Origin of the sequence: Echinicola salinicaeni, assembly GCF_014280965.1 — a bacterium.
GTDB classification, from domain to species: domain Bacteria; phylum Bacteroidota; class Bacteroidia; order Cytophagales; family Cyclobacteriaceae; genus Echinicola; species Echinicola salinicaeni.
In genome coordinates this window covers 355,535-371,590 of the sequence record NZ_JACODZ010000008.1, presented here as the reverse complement: position 1 = coordinate 371,590, position 16,056 = coordinate 355,535, and the positions used below count along the sequence as shown (strand labels likewise).

12 protein-coding genes are annotated in these 16,056 nt (G+C 38.6%); 3 read left to right on the top strand and 9 right to left on the bottom strand.

Annotated features, from left to right (window positions below; translation table 11 throughout):
• Positions 1–50: 50 nt before the first annotated feature.
• The 4 genes from H7U17_RS17355 to H7U17_RS17340 form a co-directional block, all read right to left on the bottom strand.
• On the bottom strand, positions 51–632 hold the full coding sequence (locus H7U17_RS17355; protein WP_186758014.1) for a YdeI/OmpD-associated family protein: 582 nt from the start codon (positions 630–632) through the stop codon (positions 51–53).
• Between the two features lie 300 nt (positions 633–932).
• The gene (locus tag H7U17_RS17350) at positions 933–2,141 is read right to left on the bottom strand and encodes an MFS transporter (protein ID WP_186758013.1); all 1,209 of its coding nucleotides are present in this window, start codon (positions 2,139–2,141) and stop codon (positions 933–935) included.
• A gap of 101 nt (positions 2,142–2,242) precedes the next feature.
• Positions 2,243–3,877: a hypothetical protein gene (locus H7U17_RS17345; RefSeq protein WP_222439230.1), complete on the bottom strand. Its 1,635-nt coding sequence runs from the start codon at positions 3,875–3,877 to the stop codon at positions 2,243–2,245.
• Positions 3,878–4,250: 373 nt separating this feature from the next.
• Positions 4,251–5,435, bottom strand: coding sequence for an aspartate aminotransferase family protein (locus tag H7U17_RS17340; protein ID WP_186758011.1), 1,185 nt, complete (start codon positions 5,433–5,435; stop codon positions 4,251–4,253).
• Between the two features lie 246 nt (positions 5,436–5,681).
• Here H7U17_RS17340 and H7U17_RS17335 point away from each other — a divergent pair, with 246 nt between their 5' ends.
• Positions 5,682–6,815, top strand: a complete 1,134-nt coding sequence (locus H7U17_RS17335; RefSeq protein ID WP_186758010.1) for an NAD(P)/FAD-dependent oxidoreductase — start codon at positions 5,682–5,684, stop codon at positions 6,813–6,815.
• 324 nt (positions 6,816–7,139) lie between these two features.
• Here H7U17_RS17335 and H7U17_RS17330 read toward each other — a convergent pair whose 3' ends face one another.
• Positions 7,140–7,751, bottom strand: a complete 612-nt coding sequence (locus H7U17_RS17330; RefSeq protein WP_186758009.1) for a hypothetical protein — start codon at positions 7,749–7,751, stop codon at positions 7,140–7,142.
• Positions 7,752–8,116: 365 nt separating this feature from the next.
• Here H7U17_RS17330 and H7U17_RS17325 point away from each other — a divergent pair, with 365 nt between their 5' ends.
• Together H7U17_RS17325 and H7U17_RS17320 are read left to right on the top strand one after the other, a co-directional pair.
• On the top strand, positions 8,117–8,878 hold the full coding sequence (locus H7U17_RS17325; RefSeq protein ID WP_186758008.1) for a 3-keto-disaccharide hydrolase: 762 nt from the start codon (positions 8,117–8,119) through the stop codon (positions 8,876–8,878).
• 191 nt (positions 8,879–9,069) lie between these two features.
• Entirely contained in the window at positions 9,070–10,398 is a 1,329-nt protein-coding gene (locus H7U17_RS17320) for a Gfo/Idh/MocA family protein (RefSeq protein ID WP_186758007.1), read from the top strand.
• A 72-nt stretch (positions 10,399–10,470) separates the two neighbouring features.
• Here H7U17_RS17320 and H7U17_RS17315 read toward each other — a convergent pair whose 3' ends face one another.
• The 4 genes from H7U17_RS17315 to H7U17_RS17300 form a co-directional block, all read right to left on the bottom strand.
• Positions 10,471–11,238 (bottom strand): cyclase family protein, encoded by a 768-nt coding sequence (locus H7U17_RS17315; RefSeq protein ID WP_186758006.1) that lies wholly within the window; start codon positions 11,236–11,238, stop codon positions 10,471–10,473.
• A gap of 127 nt (positions 11,239–11,365) precedes the next feature.
• A complete protein-coding gene (locus tag H7U17_RS17310) occupies positions 11,366–12,376 on the bottom strand; it encodes a DUF3500 domain-containing protein (RefSeq protein WP_186758005.1) in 1,011 nt (336 codons plus the stop codon).
• A 314-nt stretch (positions 12,377–12,690) separates the two neighbouring features.
• Positions 12,691–15,153, bottom strand: coding sequence for a TonB-dependent receptor domain-containing protein (locus tag H7U17_RS17305; protein ID WP_186758004.1), 2,463 nt, complete (start codon positions 15,151–15,153; stop codon positions 12,691–12,693).
• 72 nt (positions 15,154–15,225) lie between these two features.
• Entirely contained in the window at positions 15,226–16,032 is an 807-nt protein-coding gene (locus H7U17_RS17300; RefSeq protein ID WP_186758003.1) for an AraC family transcriptional regulator, read from the bottom strand.
• Positions 16,033–16,056: the final 24 nt, after the last annotated feature.

The following is a 16,056-nucleotide window of genomic DNA, read 5'->3' as shown; positions in this document are numbered from 1 at the left end:
CATCCTTCATTTAAATAATTGTCTATTTTGTTATTCACTTTACCCAATATTTACCTGTCATTAAATCCTTTGCCCTCAAAGATTTTGGGCATACATTTTTCAATTCTAGCCATTCTGGTTTTGGATTGCTTGGCTTGAGAGAAATGCAATAAGTAGCCTCTTTGCCTACCAGGCGTCAAAGCTTCGAAAGCGGATTTGAAATCTGGGTTTTCTTCAAGCGCTTCTTGCAGTTCGCCTGGAACTTCGTATTCATCAGTCTTTTTTAATTCGACATTTACCCCCGCTTTTTCCACTTCAATGGCTTCATAAATATAAGCTTTGATGGTGGGTTCTAGTTCGATGATTTCTCCAGTTGAGGTAAAACGAAGTTGTCTGGCTGCTTGAACATTTTCTGTCTGCTGAACGAGAAGCTTTTCTTCATTCTTTAAAAGAGCACCTTTATGGAACAGGGCTGCACAGTATTCCTTGAATCCATGGATAAGTAGGATGTTTTTATTTTTAAAAGTATAGCAGGGTTTGCCCCATTTTAGCTCTTCTGTCAATCCGCAGTCCAAGACAATCCTTCTCAACTGCCTATATTCCTCCTGCCATTTCGAATCATTATCAAAAAAGAAATCAACTTTAGGGTTCATGGTAGTTATGTGGTTTTGTTTATCGATATTAGAATAAAAATAAAAAAATAATATTTAATGAAACGATAATCTTTTCTAAGTAAATATACGCTCCAAAAGTCAGCAAATCTTAATATTTACTTTTTAAGGATTTTGCGATTTAATATCCTTCGTAGGTCTAGGAGTTAATTGGACAAAGTGATCGCCAAGCATATCAGAAGAGACTTTCCATAACTAGGGGAAATCAAAAATCAAGTCTTTCTAGAAATCGATCAGTAATAAAGATAAATAAGATTACTATCTGTTAAATATTGATCTTCTTCATTTAATGACATCTTTAACCCTTTGGAGGATAACCAATGCAGATAGTCCGGTTAATAAGCCTATGAAGAGAATGGAGGAGTCAATGCCCAAACTATCTGCTATGATACCGGTAACCAAAGCACCTCCTGCATATCCCAAGTCCCTCCAAAAACGGAAGGTACCAAGACTCTCTGCCCTTTGACTGGGGTGGGTATAATCGGAAATGGCATTGATAAAAGTAGGGTAGACCAAAGCAGTACCTAAGCCCAAAACTACTCCAATGATCGCAAATTGGTTGAAGCTGTTTGCCCATATCAAAGTAATAATAGCTGCAGCTTGTAAAAGCATGCCATAAAAGAGCAACATTTTTTTTGAGTAAAGATCAGAAAGCCTGCCCGTAAATAATTGACTTAATCCCCAAATGGTAGGATATATGGCCGTTAGGATGCCAATATCCGTAGCATTGAAATTTTTATTTAATAATATCAAAGGCAATAATCCCCATATCATACCATCGTTAAGGTTGTTCACCAAGCCCGCTTGTGTAATGCCACTTAAGGATTTGTGGGTAAAAGAGGTGTTGAGGAATACTTTTTTGAGAAAGGGAATATCACTTTTTACTCCTTCATTAGAGACATGGTGAATGGTGTCTTTGATGAAAAAGAAGGAAAAAAGAAGCCCTAAAATGGAGAAGCCAATCCCCAAATAGAAAGGATAAGGTCTTACTCCGTAGGTATTGGCAATCAGTCCGGTTAAAAAGGCTACTATTCCAACAGCAGCATAGCCTGCGAATTCATTAATTCCCACAGCAAGGCCTCGTTTTTTGCTGCCTACCAGGTCAATTTTCATCACCACAGCCATGCTCCAGGCTAGGCCTTGATTGATACCAAGAAGGAGGTTGGCAAATATAATCCAGTTCCAATTTTGCGAATAGATTAAAATAAAAGGAACCGGGAGGGCAAAAAGCCAGCCGATAACCAATAAGTTTTTACGACCTATGAGATTGGCCCACCTTCCTGTAAAATAGTTACAAATGGCCTTAGTAAGTCCAAAGGCAATGATAAAGGAAAAAAGTGCGGTTTTGGTAGAAATGCTAAATTCCTGCTCGGCAAGTTGGGGTAAGATGGATCGCTCAAGGCCAATCATGCCTCCTACAAAGGCATTGACAATCACCAGTAGTGTGAACTGCTTCCAATTCTCCTTTAAACCTAATTGTATATGGTCCATTCCTTTTTCCTAAAAGCTGATATTAAAGCATCTAAAATAACAGATCCTAATAATTATCTGTTCATCGGGATTCAGCCTCAACAAATGTTAAAGTTGGTAATTTAATCGGAAATTACATTCACCTCTTTGAACATAAAGGGATTATCACTCAGTCTTAATTTCTTGCCACTGGAAGAACTAACATTTTTGAGTATGACTTTTTGGGTAATGACATAGGGATATTTCTCTTTGAAGTTTTCATCGATCATTTTGGGATTGATATTGGAGAAAATGGCAGGACCTTGATATTCCTCTGTATGGTTTGTGTCCTCGATTCGGAGATTTTCTATGATGATCTTTTCTGGCATATAGCAGGTATAACCGAAATCATGTTGTCCTGAATAAGACCCATTGATCAGGTTGGCATGACTGGGCTGGCCACCAGAAGGGATAAAAGTACAATCCCTGATAATGAATTCCCCTTGCCAGGTACTGCCATAGTCCGAGCGCAGGTTGATTAGGCTCCTTCCGCGTACAGTAGTGTTTTCGACCAAAAGGGTGCCACTACCAATGGCATTGATTCCCATGTGCCCTAAGGTGGAGTTTCGGATAGTGGCATTGGCGACTCCCATGTGTGCATCAAAGCGGGAGAAAGTGCAATTGTCATACAATAGGTTTTTACTATAGTTGGAACCCATAATTCCCCAATAGGTGCGGTCATTGATATCATTGGTTTGTTGGCAATTCTCAAAGCTGATATTAAGGGCCCGATTGACGCTGATATCATAAGTGCCCATGGAAACAGGCTTTCCTGCATTGCCGATGGTTTTATAGGTTTTATGGCCAGTCAGCAGGGTGTTTTTAACTTTTACATTGGCGCAATCCCGAATATTGATAAAACCGCCATAGGGTGCTCCATGGTCTCCCTCGCCTTGAATACGGTGTTCCAATCCATCCAGTAGCACATTGGATCTACGGATAGCAATGTTTCGACTATAATAGGTATACTTCGATTCTGCCTGATTGGCAATGGTGGTAAACCGGCCTCCGGTGATGGTCAGCGTTTTTTGGTCCATAGGCAGCACCCTAATATCCGTAATCTGATCAAAGTCCCAAATGATAGGAGCATCCATATCCACATGGCCATTTTTATCCACCACAAAGATATCCGTCTGCGCATGTCCATTGTTTTGATTCAGCCCATATCGTATATAATGTTTGACATAGGAATTAGTAACTGTGATCAGTGATGGTTGGGAAAGGCTAAGGTCTATCTTCTCCTGATTTCTTTTTAATGATGTGATGCCATCAATTTGGTAGGCTTGCTGGCTGGAGCTGACCATGAAAATGGAAGCGTTCCGGTTTTGCACATCGGTATCATCGATGATAAAGGCTGCCGAGCCGAAATCCGTATCCGTTTGGATGATGGCTGTACGCTCTTTTCCTCCAATATAGTAGGTAGCTCCTTTATCGGCTTGAACCTTCAGGCCATGTTGGTTGGCAAATGCATGGGCAGCAACAATAGCGTCCATATCATCTGTTTTTCCATTGCCTTTGGCGCCAAAGTCCCCATAGTTTAACCATCCCTGGGATTTAAATTTCTGTACATCCTTTGCGGAAACGTTTACCTGTAATTCACCATTTTCATTGGTGCTCACTTTTGTCTTTTTCTTCAATGAGGTGATCAAAACTTGGTCTTGTCCTTGGACTACCATAACAGTGCTTATTATGCAGAACAAAAGGAGAATATATTTCATCATGGGTTTATTAATGGGAATAATTTTAGAAAAATTCAGTTAGATCCTTAGAAAATAGGTTTGTACTTAAATCAGCTTACAAACTGGCGATTTTTATTTTCTTTCCAAAAAAATAAATGATGAATGGATGTAACTGCTATCAATTGTACTTAAAATTGATGAGACCTTTTTAAAGTAATTAAATCAGGCCCCGATTGTTTTTGGGGACTGGGATAGATGTATTTTAATTATTATGAATATCTGCTTTGATGCCAGTAAGCATATAACCTATGCTCAAGTGGTTGGAAGTCTGAAGACCGAGCTGATACTTTAATCAAAGCGATCGCTTTAAATTCGCTCTTAATTTTTATTTGTAAAATTGTGGATATACAGATTAACTATTTTCCTCTATGGCTTGAAGGATAATTCCACAAGCCTGGTTGATTTCTTCATCTGTAATGGTAAGTGGCGGGGCAAGTCTCATACTATCATCGCAGAATAAGAACCAATCAGTGATTATTCCTAATTCAATAGCACGGTCGATTATAGGTTTTAGGGTATCAAAATCCTCAAATTCCACCGCCATCATCAGGCCCTTATTTCTGATACCCTTTATTTTTTTGTGTTTTAGCAGTTTTTTGAAAAGATTCGCTTTATGTTCCACCTTATTGATCAGGTTTTCATTTTGTAAGACTTCAATAGTCGCTAATGAAGCTGCACAGCTCACAGGGTGGCCTCCAAAAGTAGTAATATGTCCCAGTAGTGGATTGCTTTTAAATACGGCCATAATCTCTTGAGAAGATATAAAGGCCCCAATTGGCATTCCTCCGCCCATTCCTTTGGCGCAAACTACAATATCAGGCTGAATATCATAATGATCAAAAGCCCAGAATTTACCTGTTCTACCAAAGCCTGCTTGTATTTCATCGAGAATCAAGAGGGTTCCTGTTTCATTGCATCGATGCCTTAGCGCTTGAAAATAGGCCTTGGATCCTACCTGAATACCTGCTTCTCCTTGAACTGTTTCAACTATAATGGCCGCAGTGTCCTCTGAGATCTTTTCAAGATCTTCCACTAGTCCAAAATGGACATGGCTCATTCCCGGCAATAGAGGTCTGTAAGCCCTTTTGAATATTTCATTTCCTCCAACAGAAAGGGCACCATGCGAAGAGCCATGGTAAGCATTTACACAGCTGATAATTTCTCTTCTTCCAGTAAACCTCTTTGCCAGTTTCAAAGCTCCCTCGACTGCTTCACTGCCACTGTTGACCAAATAAACATTGTCAAGTTCTTCAGGAAGCGTGTCTGTAAGGGCTTTTGCCAGCAAAGTCTGCGGTGACTGTACATATTCACCATATACCATTAAATGCAGGTATTTGTCTAGCTGCTCTTGAATAGCTGCCAATACTTTAGGATGTCGGTGGCCCACATTACTTACGCCAATTCCAGAAATCAAATCAATGTATTTTTCTCCTTTTGGGCCATATAAATAAATACCCTCAGCCTTTTCTATTTCAATCAATAAAGGAAAGTCTGTAGTTTGGGCTAAATGGGATAGAAAGAGCTGTCTGTTATTCATGATAAGAGGTCCTACTGGAAATTTTTAATTTGATCCTTCAAAATTACAAGGTTTTGTTGGAATCCATAAATAAGTGAAGGACTAATCCAGTATTCTTGATATTAGCATTCTATTAACTGATTAATTTTTATAAGCATTTTTTTTGCCATGAGAAGCGAACGATAAAATCAAGTATTTATAGGGCTTTATCTACTATTTTTCCTTTATTTTACGGTCTTATAGAACCAACTCACTGATTACTTAATAATGGAATTATTTGATGTAGCCGTTATCGGCAGTGGACCTGCTGGAGCATCTGCGGCCTATAACCTAGCCAAGAGAGGGATATCCACTGTTTTGATAGAAAAAGAGAAACTGCCGAGGTATAAAACCTGTGGTGGGGGATTTGTTTTCAGAGGTAGGAGGAGATTACCTTTTGATATTTCTGAGGTGGTAGAAAGAGAGTATAATCAAATCAGCTTATACTTTGAAAATGAAGATATCAAATTGAGTGCTTTCAGGGAAGAGCCAGTAGTAAGCATGGTGATGCGTGATAAGTTTGATCATTTTATCATCAAAAAATGTCAAGATCTTGGCGTGGTGATCAAAGAAGGCCATAAACTTACTGGGGTTGTTTTCGGAGAGCATTTGGTTTTAAATACTGATCGGGGTGATATAAAGGCCAAGATGGTAATTGCCGGTGATGGTGCCTTGAGCCCAACAGCAAAAATGGCCGGATGGAAGGAAACTCGAAACCTTATTCCTGCCTTGGAATATGAAGTGGAGGTAGGGCCTGAGGATTTTGAAAGGCTGTCTACCGAAATTCGATTTGATGTGGATACCATTCCACAGGGGTATGCATGGAGCTTTCCTAAGGAAAACCACCTTTCATTAGGCGTGGCCTCTACCAAAAAGACCCGTATTAATCTTAAAGATTATTATAAAAAGTATTTGGAAAAATTGGAAATCAGGGAAGTGATCAAGGAAGAGGCACATGGTTTTCAAATTCCTATTTCACCCCGTACAGATGGTTTTTATAGAAACAAGGTGTTTTTAATTGGAGATGCAGCAGGGTTTGCTGATCCGATTACTGCTGAAGGAATATCAAATGCCCTATTGAGTGGTGAATTGGCAGTTGAAGCTATAGTAGAGGCGGGACTTGATCCAGGAAAGGCTGGTGAAATCTATGAGGCTAAGCTGGGTGAGTCCATGTTGCCTGAAATCCAAACAGGTTTGACTGTTTCCAAGTGGTTTTATAGCCAAAGAATGATCAGGAACTTTCTGATGAAGAAATTTGGCGATCGATTTATCAATTCCATGACGGATGTCTTTTTGGGAAACAGGAGCTATCCGAAAGATCTTTTGCAGAGCCTGAAAGCAAAGGTGAAGCAATTGGTTTAAGAATTTATGATTATCCGTTTTTCACACCTGTAGATTTATTTCTCACAGATTTCACGAATTTCCACTGATTTACCTAGCGGCCAGAGAGGTTTAATTAATTATTTATGTGAAATATGTGCCATTTTGAGAGAATGTTTTGAAGGGAAATACTTACTGGGGGAATAGCGGATATACAGAAAGAATTAAAACAAGCTAGTAAAAGAAAAACCATCTGTTCCAGTGAGGAGCAGATGGTTTTTTGTTTTGAAATTAATTGTTCTGGTCTATAGTTATTCATATTGCAGATGAAAAATGGGGCAGAAGGACCTATTGATTTTCACCGCATCAATACCTGAAGGCAATTCCAAAAGAAGTATTGATCCTGTTAATATCGGATATGTTTAAACCGGTTTGATAATCAATTCCTGTGAGTAAAGACCATTTTTTTGCAATATGAAATCTTAAGGCGGCTCCGAAATCTCCACCTAAATAATAGGATTCTGAAGCGGACCTACTTGATTCTTCTGAATAGTACATTCGCCCAACACGGGCTTTTAGATCCAAATCAAGTTGGTCATTAATATGAAACATGTACATAGGTCCAAGTAGTATGGCACCAAAAGAACTGGTTATTTTAGTGTTGTCCTTATTTTTTATATATGCTCCACCTTGCCATTTACCAGTAAAGCCTAGGCCAAATTTAAAAACATATCCAGTCTCGATCAAATTAAGGTTTAGTCCTATATTTCCAACGGGAATTGAATTGCTGTTATCACTTTTGCCGATAATTTGTCCTGATGGTCCATATATAGTTAAATAATGACTTTGGTTATTTCCCAAATTAACACTCGGTCCTAAGCTAATAGATATAAAGCCACGTTTTTCCTTTTCTTGGGCCATAAGTGTAGTAATAACAGTACAAAAGATAAATAGGAGTGTAATTAGATTTGTTTTCATACTTTCTGAAAAAAAGTTAAGTAAGTATTAAGTGTTTTAGGTGGTAAAGAAAATATTTTGGATTAAATAAACACAAATTTATACGTTTAAAGTGATTCATTTTAACAATGGATGACTTAATTATTTAAAAGAGCTAGAATTAGTAAGCTTCAATTTGATCAAAAAAATATATAACTATTTAAGGTTCCCCCTTGATATTTCTATATGAGATAATAATTCTTAAGACTTGTTCTCTTTTTAAATCATAAAAAACGTCAAATGAACCATTTATAAGATTTTGATGTGGATATAGGTAATTTTACCTTTTTATATTATTGTAATTCGTATAAATTGCAAATTAGTCATTAAGATAAATCAGAAATAAAATGAATTTTAAAAAAGTACTATTACCTGTTATAGCAGGTGGCTTTTTGGCAGTTCCGGCCATGTCCCAAGAGATGAAGAAAATTAGCTTACCTCCTGAAGCTACTGAAGTTTGGGAACCGGAGCCAAGAATTGTAACACCAGGTGCTGAAAACCATCTACCACCATCGGATGCGATTGTATTATTTGACGGTACTAATTTAGATGCATGGCAAAGCAAAAAGACTGGGGGAGCAGCAGAATGGACCGTACATGATGGTATTTTTACCGTGAAGCCAGGTACTGGTGAAATTGTTACCAAGGAATCATTTGGAGATGTGCAGGTGCATATTGAGTGGAAGGCACCTGATGTGGTAAAAGGTGAAGGTCAGGGAAGAGGAAATAGTGGTCTATTCTTTATGGACAGGTATGAAGTACAGATATTGGATTCTTATGATAACAGAACCTATTCCAATGGTCAAGCAGCGTCCTTGTATAAGGAAGGCATTCCTTTGGTAAATGCTACACGTTCCCCGAAAGAGTGGAATACTTATGATGTTTTTTTTACTGCTCCTAGATTCAATAAAGATGGAATGCTGATTTCGCCCGCTTATGTTACGGTGATCCATAATGGTATCTTGGTACAAAACCATTATGAGGTGAAGGGAACGACAGCCTATATAGGCGTTCATAAATATGAGCCGCATGAAGCTGAACTACCAATTAAACTTCAGGATCATGGAAATCCGGTTAATTTCAGAAATATCTGGGTTAGAAAACTTTAATATAGCCTTATGAAATTATAATAAAGCCCCTTAGTTTGTGTTCCAGACAAGGGCTTTATTTTTGATTTTATAGGCAATTGCATTCTTATCAGTGGAAAACATTTATGGTGTCCTAACCATTTAGTTGAAAAAAGTGATGATTATTGGTTTCTGCTGGTATTATATTATCCATTATTTTTAAGAAAAACAATATGTCATCAAGAAGAAGATTTATACAAAATACCTTATTGGCATCTGCAGGAATGGCCATGCCAAATATTTTGAGTGCTAAGGAATTTGGACAGTTTACTCGTAGTGTGGGGGCCAATGACCAGATCAATGTCGGCTTGATCGGTGCCAAAGGAATGGGCTGGTCCAATATGAATTCATTTTTGAAAATGCCACAGGTCAATTGTGTGGCCATTGCCGATGTAGACCAGAGAGTTTTGGATCAGCGTGCTGAAGATGTGGTGAAGCTTAGAGGGAAAAAGCCAAAATTGTATAAGGATTATCGCAAGCTTTTAGAGGATAAGGATGTGGATGTAGTGATCAATGGAACACCAGATCACTGGCACTGCTTGGTACTTACTGACAGTCTTGCAGCAGGCAAACATGCTTATACAGAAAAGCCTTTGGCCAACTCTATTGAGGAGTGTAATATCATGGTTAAGGCCCAAGAAAGGTATGGGAAGTTGGTGCAGGTAGGGCAATGGCAGAGAAGTGGTAACCAATATGATGATGCCATCAAATTTGTTCAGTCTGGGCAACTTGGAAATATCCGATTGGTAAAGGCATGGGCATATCAGGGCTGGATGAAGCCAGTTCCTGTGAAACCTAATTCAGCAGTGCCAGCTGGTGTGGATTATGATATGTGGTTGGGGCCTGCACCAAAGCGGCCATTCAATGAAAACCGTTTTCACTTTAATTTTAGATGGTTCTGGGATTATGCTGGTGGATTGATGACAGACTGGGGAGTTCATGAGATTGATATTGCCTTGTTTGCCATGGGTGTAAGTGCACCTAAATCCATCATGGCCTCAGGAGGTAAATTTGCCTATCCTGATGATGCTTCAGAAACTCCTGATACCCTTCAGACGGTCTATGAATTTGATGGATTCAATATGCTTTGGGAACATGCTACTGGAATTGATGGTGGAAACTATGGCTATACTGAGGGTATTGCATTTATTGGAAATAATGCTACACTAGTAGTCAACCGTGGAGGCTGGGAAATTATCGCTGAAAAGAAAGGTGGTAAGCCTGTGATTGAGGGAATGGCCAGGGTGAAGCCTGAAGGAAATGCACTGGATAAACATACCCGAAATTTTATTGATGCTATCGCTGCGAATGATGAGTCTATGCTTCACTGCGGTATTAAAACGGGAAGTGTGGCTGCTATTAATGCTCATATGGGGAATATTGCTTATAAAACTGGGCAAAAGGTTTATTGGGATGCCGAAAAAGGCTTGTTTACAGATAAAGAAGCTAATAAATTGGTCTCTGCCCATTACCATAACGGATGGGAATTGCCAAAGATATAAGGCGAAATAGTTTTTATAAGTAAATCTAGGTGTAGCATATGCTACACCTAGATTTATATTCTCACTTTTTTACTACTCATCTAATATCGCTACCACCCTTGAAGGTCCTGCAGAGGCACCAACAAGTTTGAGAGGGAAGGCGGCGACCTTAAAGCCAGAATAGGGAAGGGCGTCAAGATTGACCAGTTGCTCCATATGGCAATATTCTTTATCCTGACCAACCAAATGGGCCTCCCAAAATAGATCTGGATTATTGCTTTCTTTTGCCTTTTGGATCATATAGGGTAGAGGAAGATCCCAACCCCAAGCATCGATGCCCATGACTTTGATGCCTTGGTCTATTAGCCATTCTGTAGCTTCTTTGCTCATTCCGGTACCTTTCTTATGAAAGTCCTTAGTACCATTAAATTGATCCCTACCGGTTTTGATCAAGACTATCATTCCTTTTTCCAACTTTAGATTTTGGGCTTCTAGGAATTCTTGAATATCCTCTATAGTAATGGGATCAAAATCTGCCTTATGTTTCATATCAATCACAAGGCCCTCTCCAAAGCACCAATCCAATGGGATTTCGTCAATGGTTTTGGACCTTTTGTCATTGGTAGTGGGAGAATAATGCCAAGGAGCATCAATATGGGTAGTGGCATGTACGCCCATTTTTTCAATGGTATCATCCGCCCAACCAATAAAGCCTTTAGGGAAAAGTCTGAAAGGCAAGCCAATGATCCTGATTAGCCATTTGGCTTTATGATGGGGTTTATGCTTTATTTTTACACGCATAAACCACGGATCTTCTTTATTGAATTGTATAGGTTTTGATAGGTCTATTATTTTACTCATGCTGAATTGAAAAGTACAGTTAAAAATATAGTTTAGGTGCCAAACCTATAAGTTAAAATCTATAATTACAAAAATGGGGAATTTTAGAAAAAGGAAGGCCAGATTAATTTAGTCTAGCCTTTTATAATTAATGGTGGTGATTGGAATTATGATAATGCTCTTTGATGAGGTCCCTTCCAAAGTCTCCATCAAAATCCCTCCAAACAGAGTGGATATGATTGGCCTTGTTTTGGGTATTGTCAAACTCTATTAAGAAGGTTTTTCCTTGAACTCTATAATAATGTCCTATTCCCGATTCAGTAGCACCTGCCCATCCAAAGGTAATTTCATCTAATTCTTCCTTTTTCAGGTTCTCCATCCTTTGCTTTGCCAAATTCTCGGGCATATTGGAAAGGTAAACATCGATTAAATCCAACAATTTTGATTGTTGATCAAGTTGGAGGTTTTTATATCTGATCCCAACAGGTTTCAATGGATCAACCTCCTTGTCATTTTTGGTGATAATATCAGGAAAAGCCTCTTGGTCCAATAGTGCCATTTGTTTTTGTTCAGCATTAAAGGAGTTGATTAATTCAAAGCCAAGGTCTTCTTCTTGGGATAAGGTTCTTTCTCCTTTTCTGGGGCCGCTCAGAATTGTAGCAGGATTGGCTCCCATAAACCTAGGGGCAATGGAAACTTCTTTATCATCAATGGTGAAGTTGAGGGAAAGGTGATGCCCTTCAAAGGACCAGGACCAGATTTTATCCTTAGTAGGGTCACCATAAAACGCAGCATAGTATTTTTCTGGATCCCGCATTGTGGAATTGCCAGAAAGTTCTGCCAATACATTTTCCAGATCTATAATTTTTAGGGTTTTATCATAGCCGGATTTCGAAAGGGAACTTTTCAGCAAATTAAATAGGGCATCTTTTTGCTCTTCGTTAAGCTCTGCTAAAGATATACCTGCTCTTTCAAACATGGTAGCTGGGAAGTAGTGCCAGTTTGATTTGGAGTCATGGTCAAAATTAAGCAGGGTTTTGGCCTTTTGTTCGGTATTCAAAGCGTTCAGGAACCGTTGAGCGAGCTCCTCGTTGCTGGGATGAAATGAAAGCAGGAGTGGTACCAAATAAATAATGAGCAGTAGGGGCATTTTATCCATGATATATTATTAGGTTAGATGAGAAATTACATAAGAAAAATAATATTTTCAGCAATTTCTCCATGAAGGGTTATTGTTTCAGTTCTTTTTACGTTTTAGAAATAATATTTGTTAATATATGAAAACTTCAAAAATGGTTCAAAGAATTTTATGTGTTAGGAAAAGATAGTATTGATCTTAGGATAAAAAGTATAGGCAAAGCGGGAGATTAGAAGCCTGATTTTTGAGTGGAGAAGTTAAAATGGAGATTTTGAATTATATAAAAAAAATAAAGCCGAGACTTTTAGTCTCGGCCTGTTAAGTGGGATATGTATCTAGAATTCTTTTTCTCCAAATTCACTTTTTATAAACCTGGACTTGTTTTTAGTTCTGTTGAGGGTATAGCTAATATTGATCATAATCATATCGACCTCATAGACATAATTGGTGGTCGTATAAAACTCATTTGGTCGCCAAGTAGTGATACGTTGTTCATTGGTATTCAATAGACCCATATCCATATTTAGCCATTGAAGGGTAGTGCTCAGTCTATCATCAAGGAATGATTTCCTAACAGTAAGATTAGGAGATAGAAACCTGGAATCTTCACCTTGAGCAGTATTTCTTTTAGAAAGATAATTAAGCGTCCATTGAAGGCTTAGTGTGGAGGATAGATCAAAGCTAGTATTGGCATTGATGGAATAAACCCAGCTAGAAGTGTCTACTGGTCTGTCATCAAATTCACCCTTGATATGGTACTTATATAAATTTCCTCCTGCAAATATTTGCCACCAAGACGTAGGGTTCAGTTCCAGACCGGTTTCTATTCCCAAGGAACGACCTCTGCCTACATTGGAATAAATACGGTTCAGAATGGTGTCATTATAAACAGTATTCACCCTATTAACTAAGTTTTGAACATTTCGGTAATACGTTGTTGCAAAGAAAGAATTGCTGCCAAAATCTTTCACCAAGCCAATTTCTGTCAGGTCAATAAATTCAGGTAATAGCGTAGGGTCTCCTTGTTCAAGTGTTTCAGAGTGCTCTCTTTCAGGGAATGGATTCATTTTGAAAGTAGTCGTTCTTTCTACTCTTTTGCTGTAAGCAGCTTTTATTCTCAATTCATCATTTACTGCATATTGCAGACTGGCAGAGGGATAAGGCTTAATAAAATCATAATAATAGCTTGTGTCTACTGTCGCAGCTTTATCCATTAAGTCTAGTTTCCTGTCCATAAATTCCAGACGCAGTCCTGCAGCATAGCTCCATTTTCCTTTCTCTCCGGTCAATTGTCCATAAGCTGAATGGATTTGTCTACTAAGATCTACTTTACTTGAAAATTCGGGTACTAATTCGAACTCCCCAGTTTCATTGTTTTTGCGTTCATAAACAAAATCACCGGTGTGGTTCAGGTTTCTGAATTGATAACCCGCTTCAAAGCTACCAATGCTCCATGGGCCAGCTTGATAATCTATTTGGAATCGCGTACCATGTAGTGGGTTGTCATTGGTATTGTATTCGTCTTGGTAGACAAAATCGGTATCAGGATAACCGAGGTTTCTGTTTGTAGTTGGTCCTCCCAACATGGTATACTCATACAAAAAGGAGGTGCTTAACTTTGAATCATTCTTAAAGCTATGGCTATAATCAAAGCTTCCCAAAACAAAATCACCTCTTCTGATTCTCAGGTTTTCGTTATAGTATTGCATACTATAAATTTCTTCACCATCTACCATTTGATGGTTATCATAATAAACGATATCGGCAGTTCTGTCCTTACTTCTCTTTCCACCATAAAAGCCCAAGCTGAAATTATTGGCTTTATTAGGAGTGTATCCTACCGTGAAGCGGCCAGAATAGGCTTTCTCAACAAAACTTCTTTCTCCATCTGAAGGAAAATAAGTGGTGGTATCTTCGCGCATTGTATACACATTGCCTTCTCTTCTACCTGCTATATCATTCCTTAGATAACTGGCACCTAAAGATAGATCCCATTTGTTTCGGCGGTGGTTAATGGTAAAGTCTGCTCCATAGCGCTTAGGGGTTTCCTTATTGTCGTAGTTTTCGATACTTGGTGCACCTATTTTTGTGTTGAGTTGAACAAAGGTCCCATCCGTAGCCCCTTTACTGGTAATGATATTAATCAGTCCAGCTTTTCCTTCAGGATCATATTTGGCAGATGGTGCTGTAACCAGCTCAATATTTTCAACGCTGTTTGCTGGAAGCTGGCTAAGGATCATATTGGCATCAGACTGTACAGGTTTACCATTGATCATCACTACAAATCCTGTAGCGCCTCTTACAGAGATATCTCCATTTGCATTAATGCTGACTGAGGGAAGATTCCTTAAAACATCCACTGCAGTTCCCCCTTGACTGGCTTGGAAATTAGCTGCTTCAAATACCTGCCTGTCAATTTTATGCATGGTAGTGAATTTCTTACCGGATACTTCTATTTCTTCCATTAATTGCTGGTTGGCAGAAAGAAGAATAGTTTTCAAGTCTACTACTTTGGACTTTTCTATTCTAATATTGCCAATTGTTTTGGTCTCGTACCCCATAAATTGGGCATTAAGGTAATAGTTACCTTTTTTCTGTTGGACAATATTAAAACTTCCATCAGCAGCAGTCACGGTGCCAGCTACCAAAGAGCTATCTGATGCATTGTACAGGGCCACTGAAGCATATTCTAGTGGGCCATGATCATCTGCATCTACAAGAATTCCACGTATGCCTGTTTGGGCAAAAGTGAATTGGGTAATGATAATTAAAAAGAAAGATAATACTAACTTATTCATAATAGGTTTGATTTCCCGCAAATTTACGGCCTGCTGAGGTGTGTTAACGGTAATTATTTCCCAATTATGGTATTATTGGGCATTTGCCTTACTTCTGTAGTCCAATGGCGTCAGGGTGGTAGAGGATTTGAAAAACTTCACAAAATTGGAGGAATCGGTGAAATTAAGCTGATGGGCAATTTCTGAAACATTATTATTGGTATGAGTCAAAAGGTTTTTTGCTTCCATTAATACCCTTTCTTTGATCAGTTCCTTGGCAGTGGCGTTAACTGCAGCTTGACAGGTCTTGTTCAGTTTTTTAACTGATATTCCCATTAGCTTAGCATAGTCCTCTGAGTTCTTATAATCAATATAATGCTCATTGAGGAGTTCTTTGAAATTGGAAAAGTCACTGGCTACTTTGGGGTCTGTTTTTCTGCTTTGGGAGGAATATTCAAAGCCTTTCAGTACCAGTAGGTTAAGGAATGCAGATAGTATTTCTAAATTTCCCCCAGCTTTATATTCTCGGTAGAAGTCTTCCAACATCTTGAAAAAAACTCCATTATCATTCATATTAAAATGTTTGGGAAAGTTAAAAAGGTAGTTTTGAGCCTTTGGATAAAGTGAAAGCATTTCCTCTTTAAACAGAATCACAAAACCATCGGGGATTTTGGAGAAATCCCAACAGTGTACTTGACCAGGACCTAAGTAAAAGGCCGTTGGAGGGTGAACATCAAAAGTTTCATCACCAATGGTATGATGACCCGCTCCTTGAAAAAGAAAAATAAGCTCATGATAACCAGCGTGTTTGTGTGGTTTTGTAGGCTTGATTACTGGTTTCATCTTGGAAACCTTAATAAGTTGTTCCTCTGCTAACTTATTATTTGATGTAAATTCCATTATTGATGTGAAATATATGGGTAC

Excerpts from the sequence above, each read along its gene's own strand:
- H7U17_RS17355 (WP_186758014.1), bottom strand. The coding sequence starts at position 632 with ATGAACCCTAAAGTTGATTTCTTTTTTGATAATGATTCGAAATGGCAG.
- H7U17_RS17350 (WP_186758013.1), bottom strand. The coding sequence starts at position 2,141 with ATGGACCATATACAATTAGGTTTAAAGGAGAATTGGAAGCAGTTCACA.
- H7U17_RS17345 (WP_222439230.1), bottom strand. The coding sequence starts at position 3,877 with ATGAAATATATTCTCCTTTTGTTCTGCATAATAAGCACTGTTATGGTA.
- H7U17_RS17340 (WP_186758011.1), bottom strand. The coding sequence starts at position 5,435 with ATGAATAACAGACAGCTCTTTCTATCCCATTTAGCCCAAACTACAGAC.
- H7U17_RS17335 (WP_186758010.1), top strand. The coding sequence starts at position 5,682 with ATGGAATTATTTGATGTAGCCGTTATCGGCAGTGGACCTGCTGGAGCA.
- H7U17_RS17330 (WP_186758009.1), bottom strand. The coding sequence starts at position 7,751 with ATGAAAACAAATCTAATTACACTCCTATTTATCTTTTGTACTGTTATT.
- H7U17_RS17325 (WP_186758008.1), top strand. The coding sequence starts at position 8,117 with ATGAATTTTAAAAAAGTACTATTACCTGTTATAGCAGGTGGCTTTTTG.
- H7U17_RS17320 (WP_186758007.1), top strand. The coding sequence starts at position 9,070 with ATGTCATCAAGAAGAAGATTTATACAAAATACCTTATTGGCATCTGCA.
- H7U17_RS17315 (WP_186758006.1), bottom strand. The coding sequence starts at position 11,238 with ATGAGTAAAATAATAGACCTATCAAAACCTATACAATTCAATAAAGAA.
- H7U17_RS17310 (WP_186758005.1), bottom strand. The coding sequence starts at position 12,376 with ATGGATAAAATGCCCCTACTGCTCATTATTTATTTGGTACCACTCCTG.
- H7U17_RS17305 (WP_186758004.1), bottom strand. The coding sequence starts at position 15,153 with ATGAATAAGTTAGTATTATCTTTCTTTTTAATTATCATTACCCAATTC.
- H7U17_RS17300 (WP_186758003.1), bottom strand. The coding sequence starts at position 16,032 with ATGGAATTTACATCAAATAATAAGTTAGCAGAGGAACAACTTATTAAG.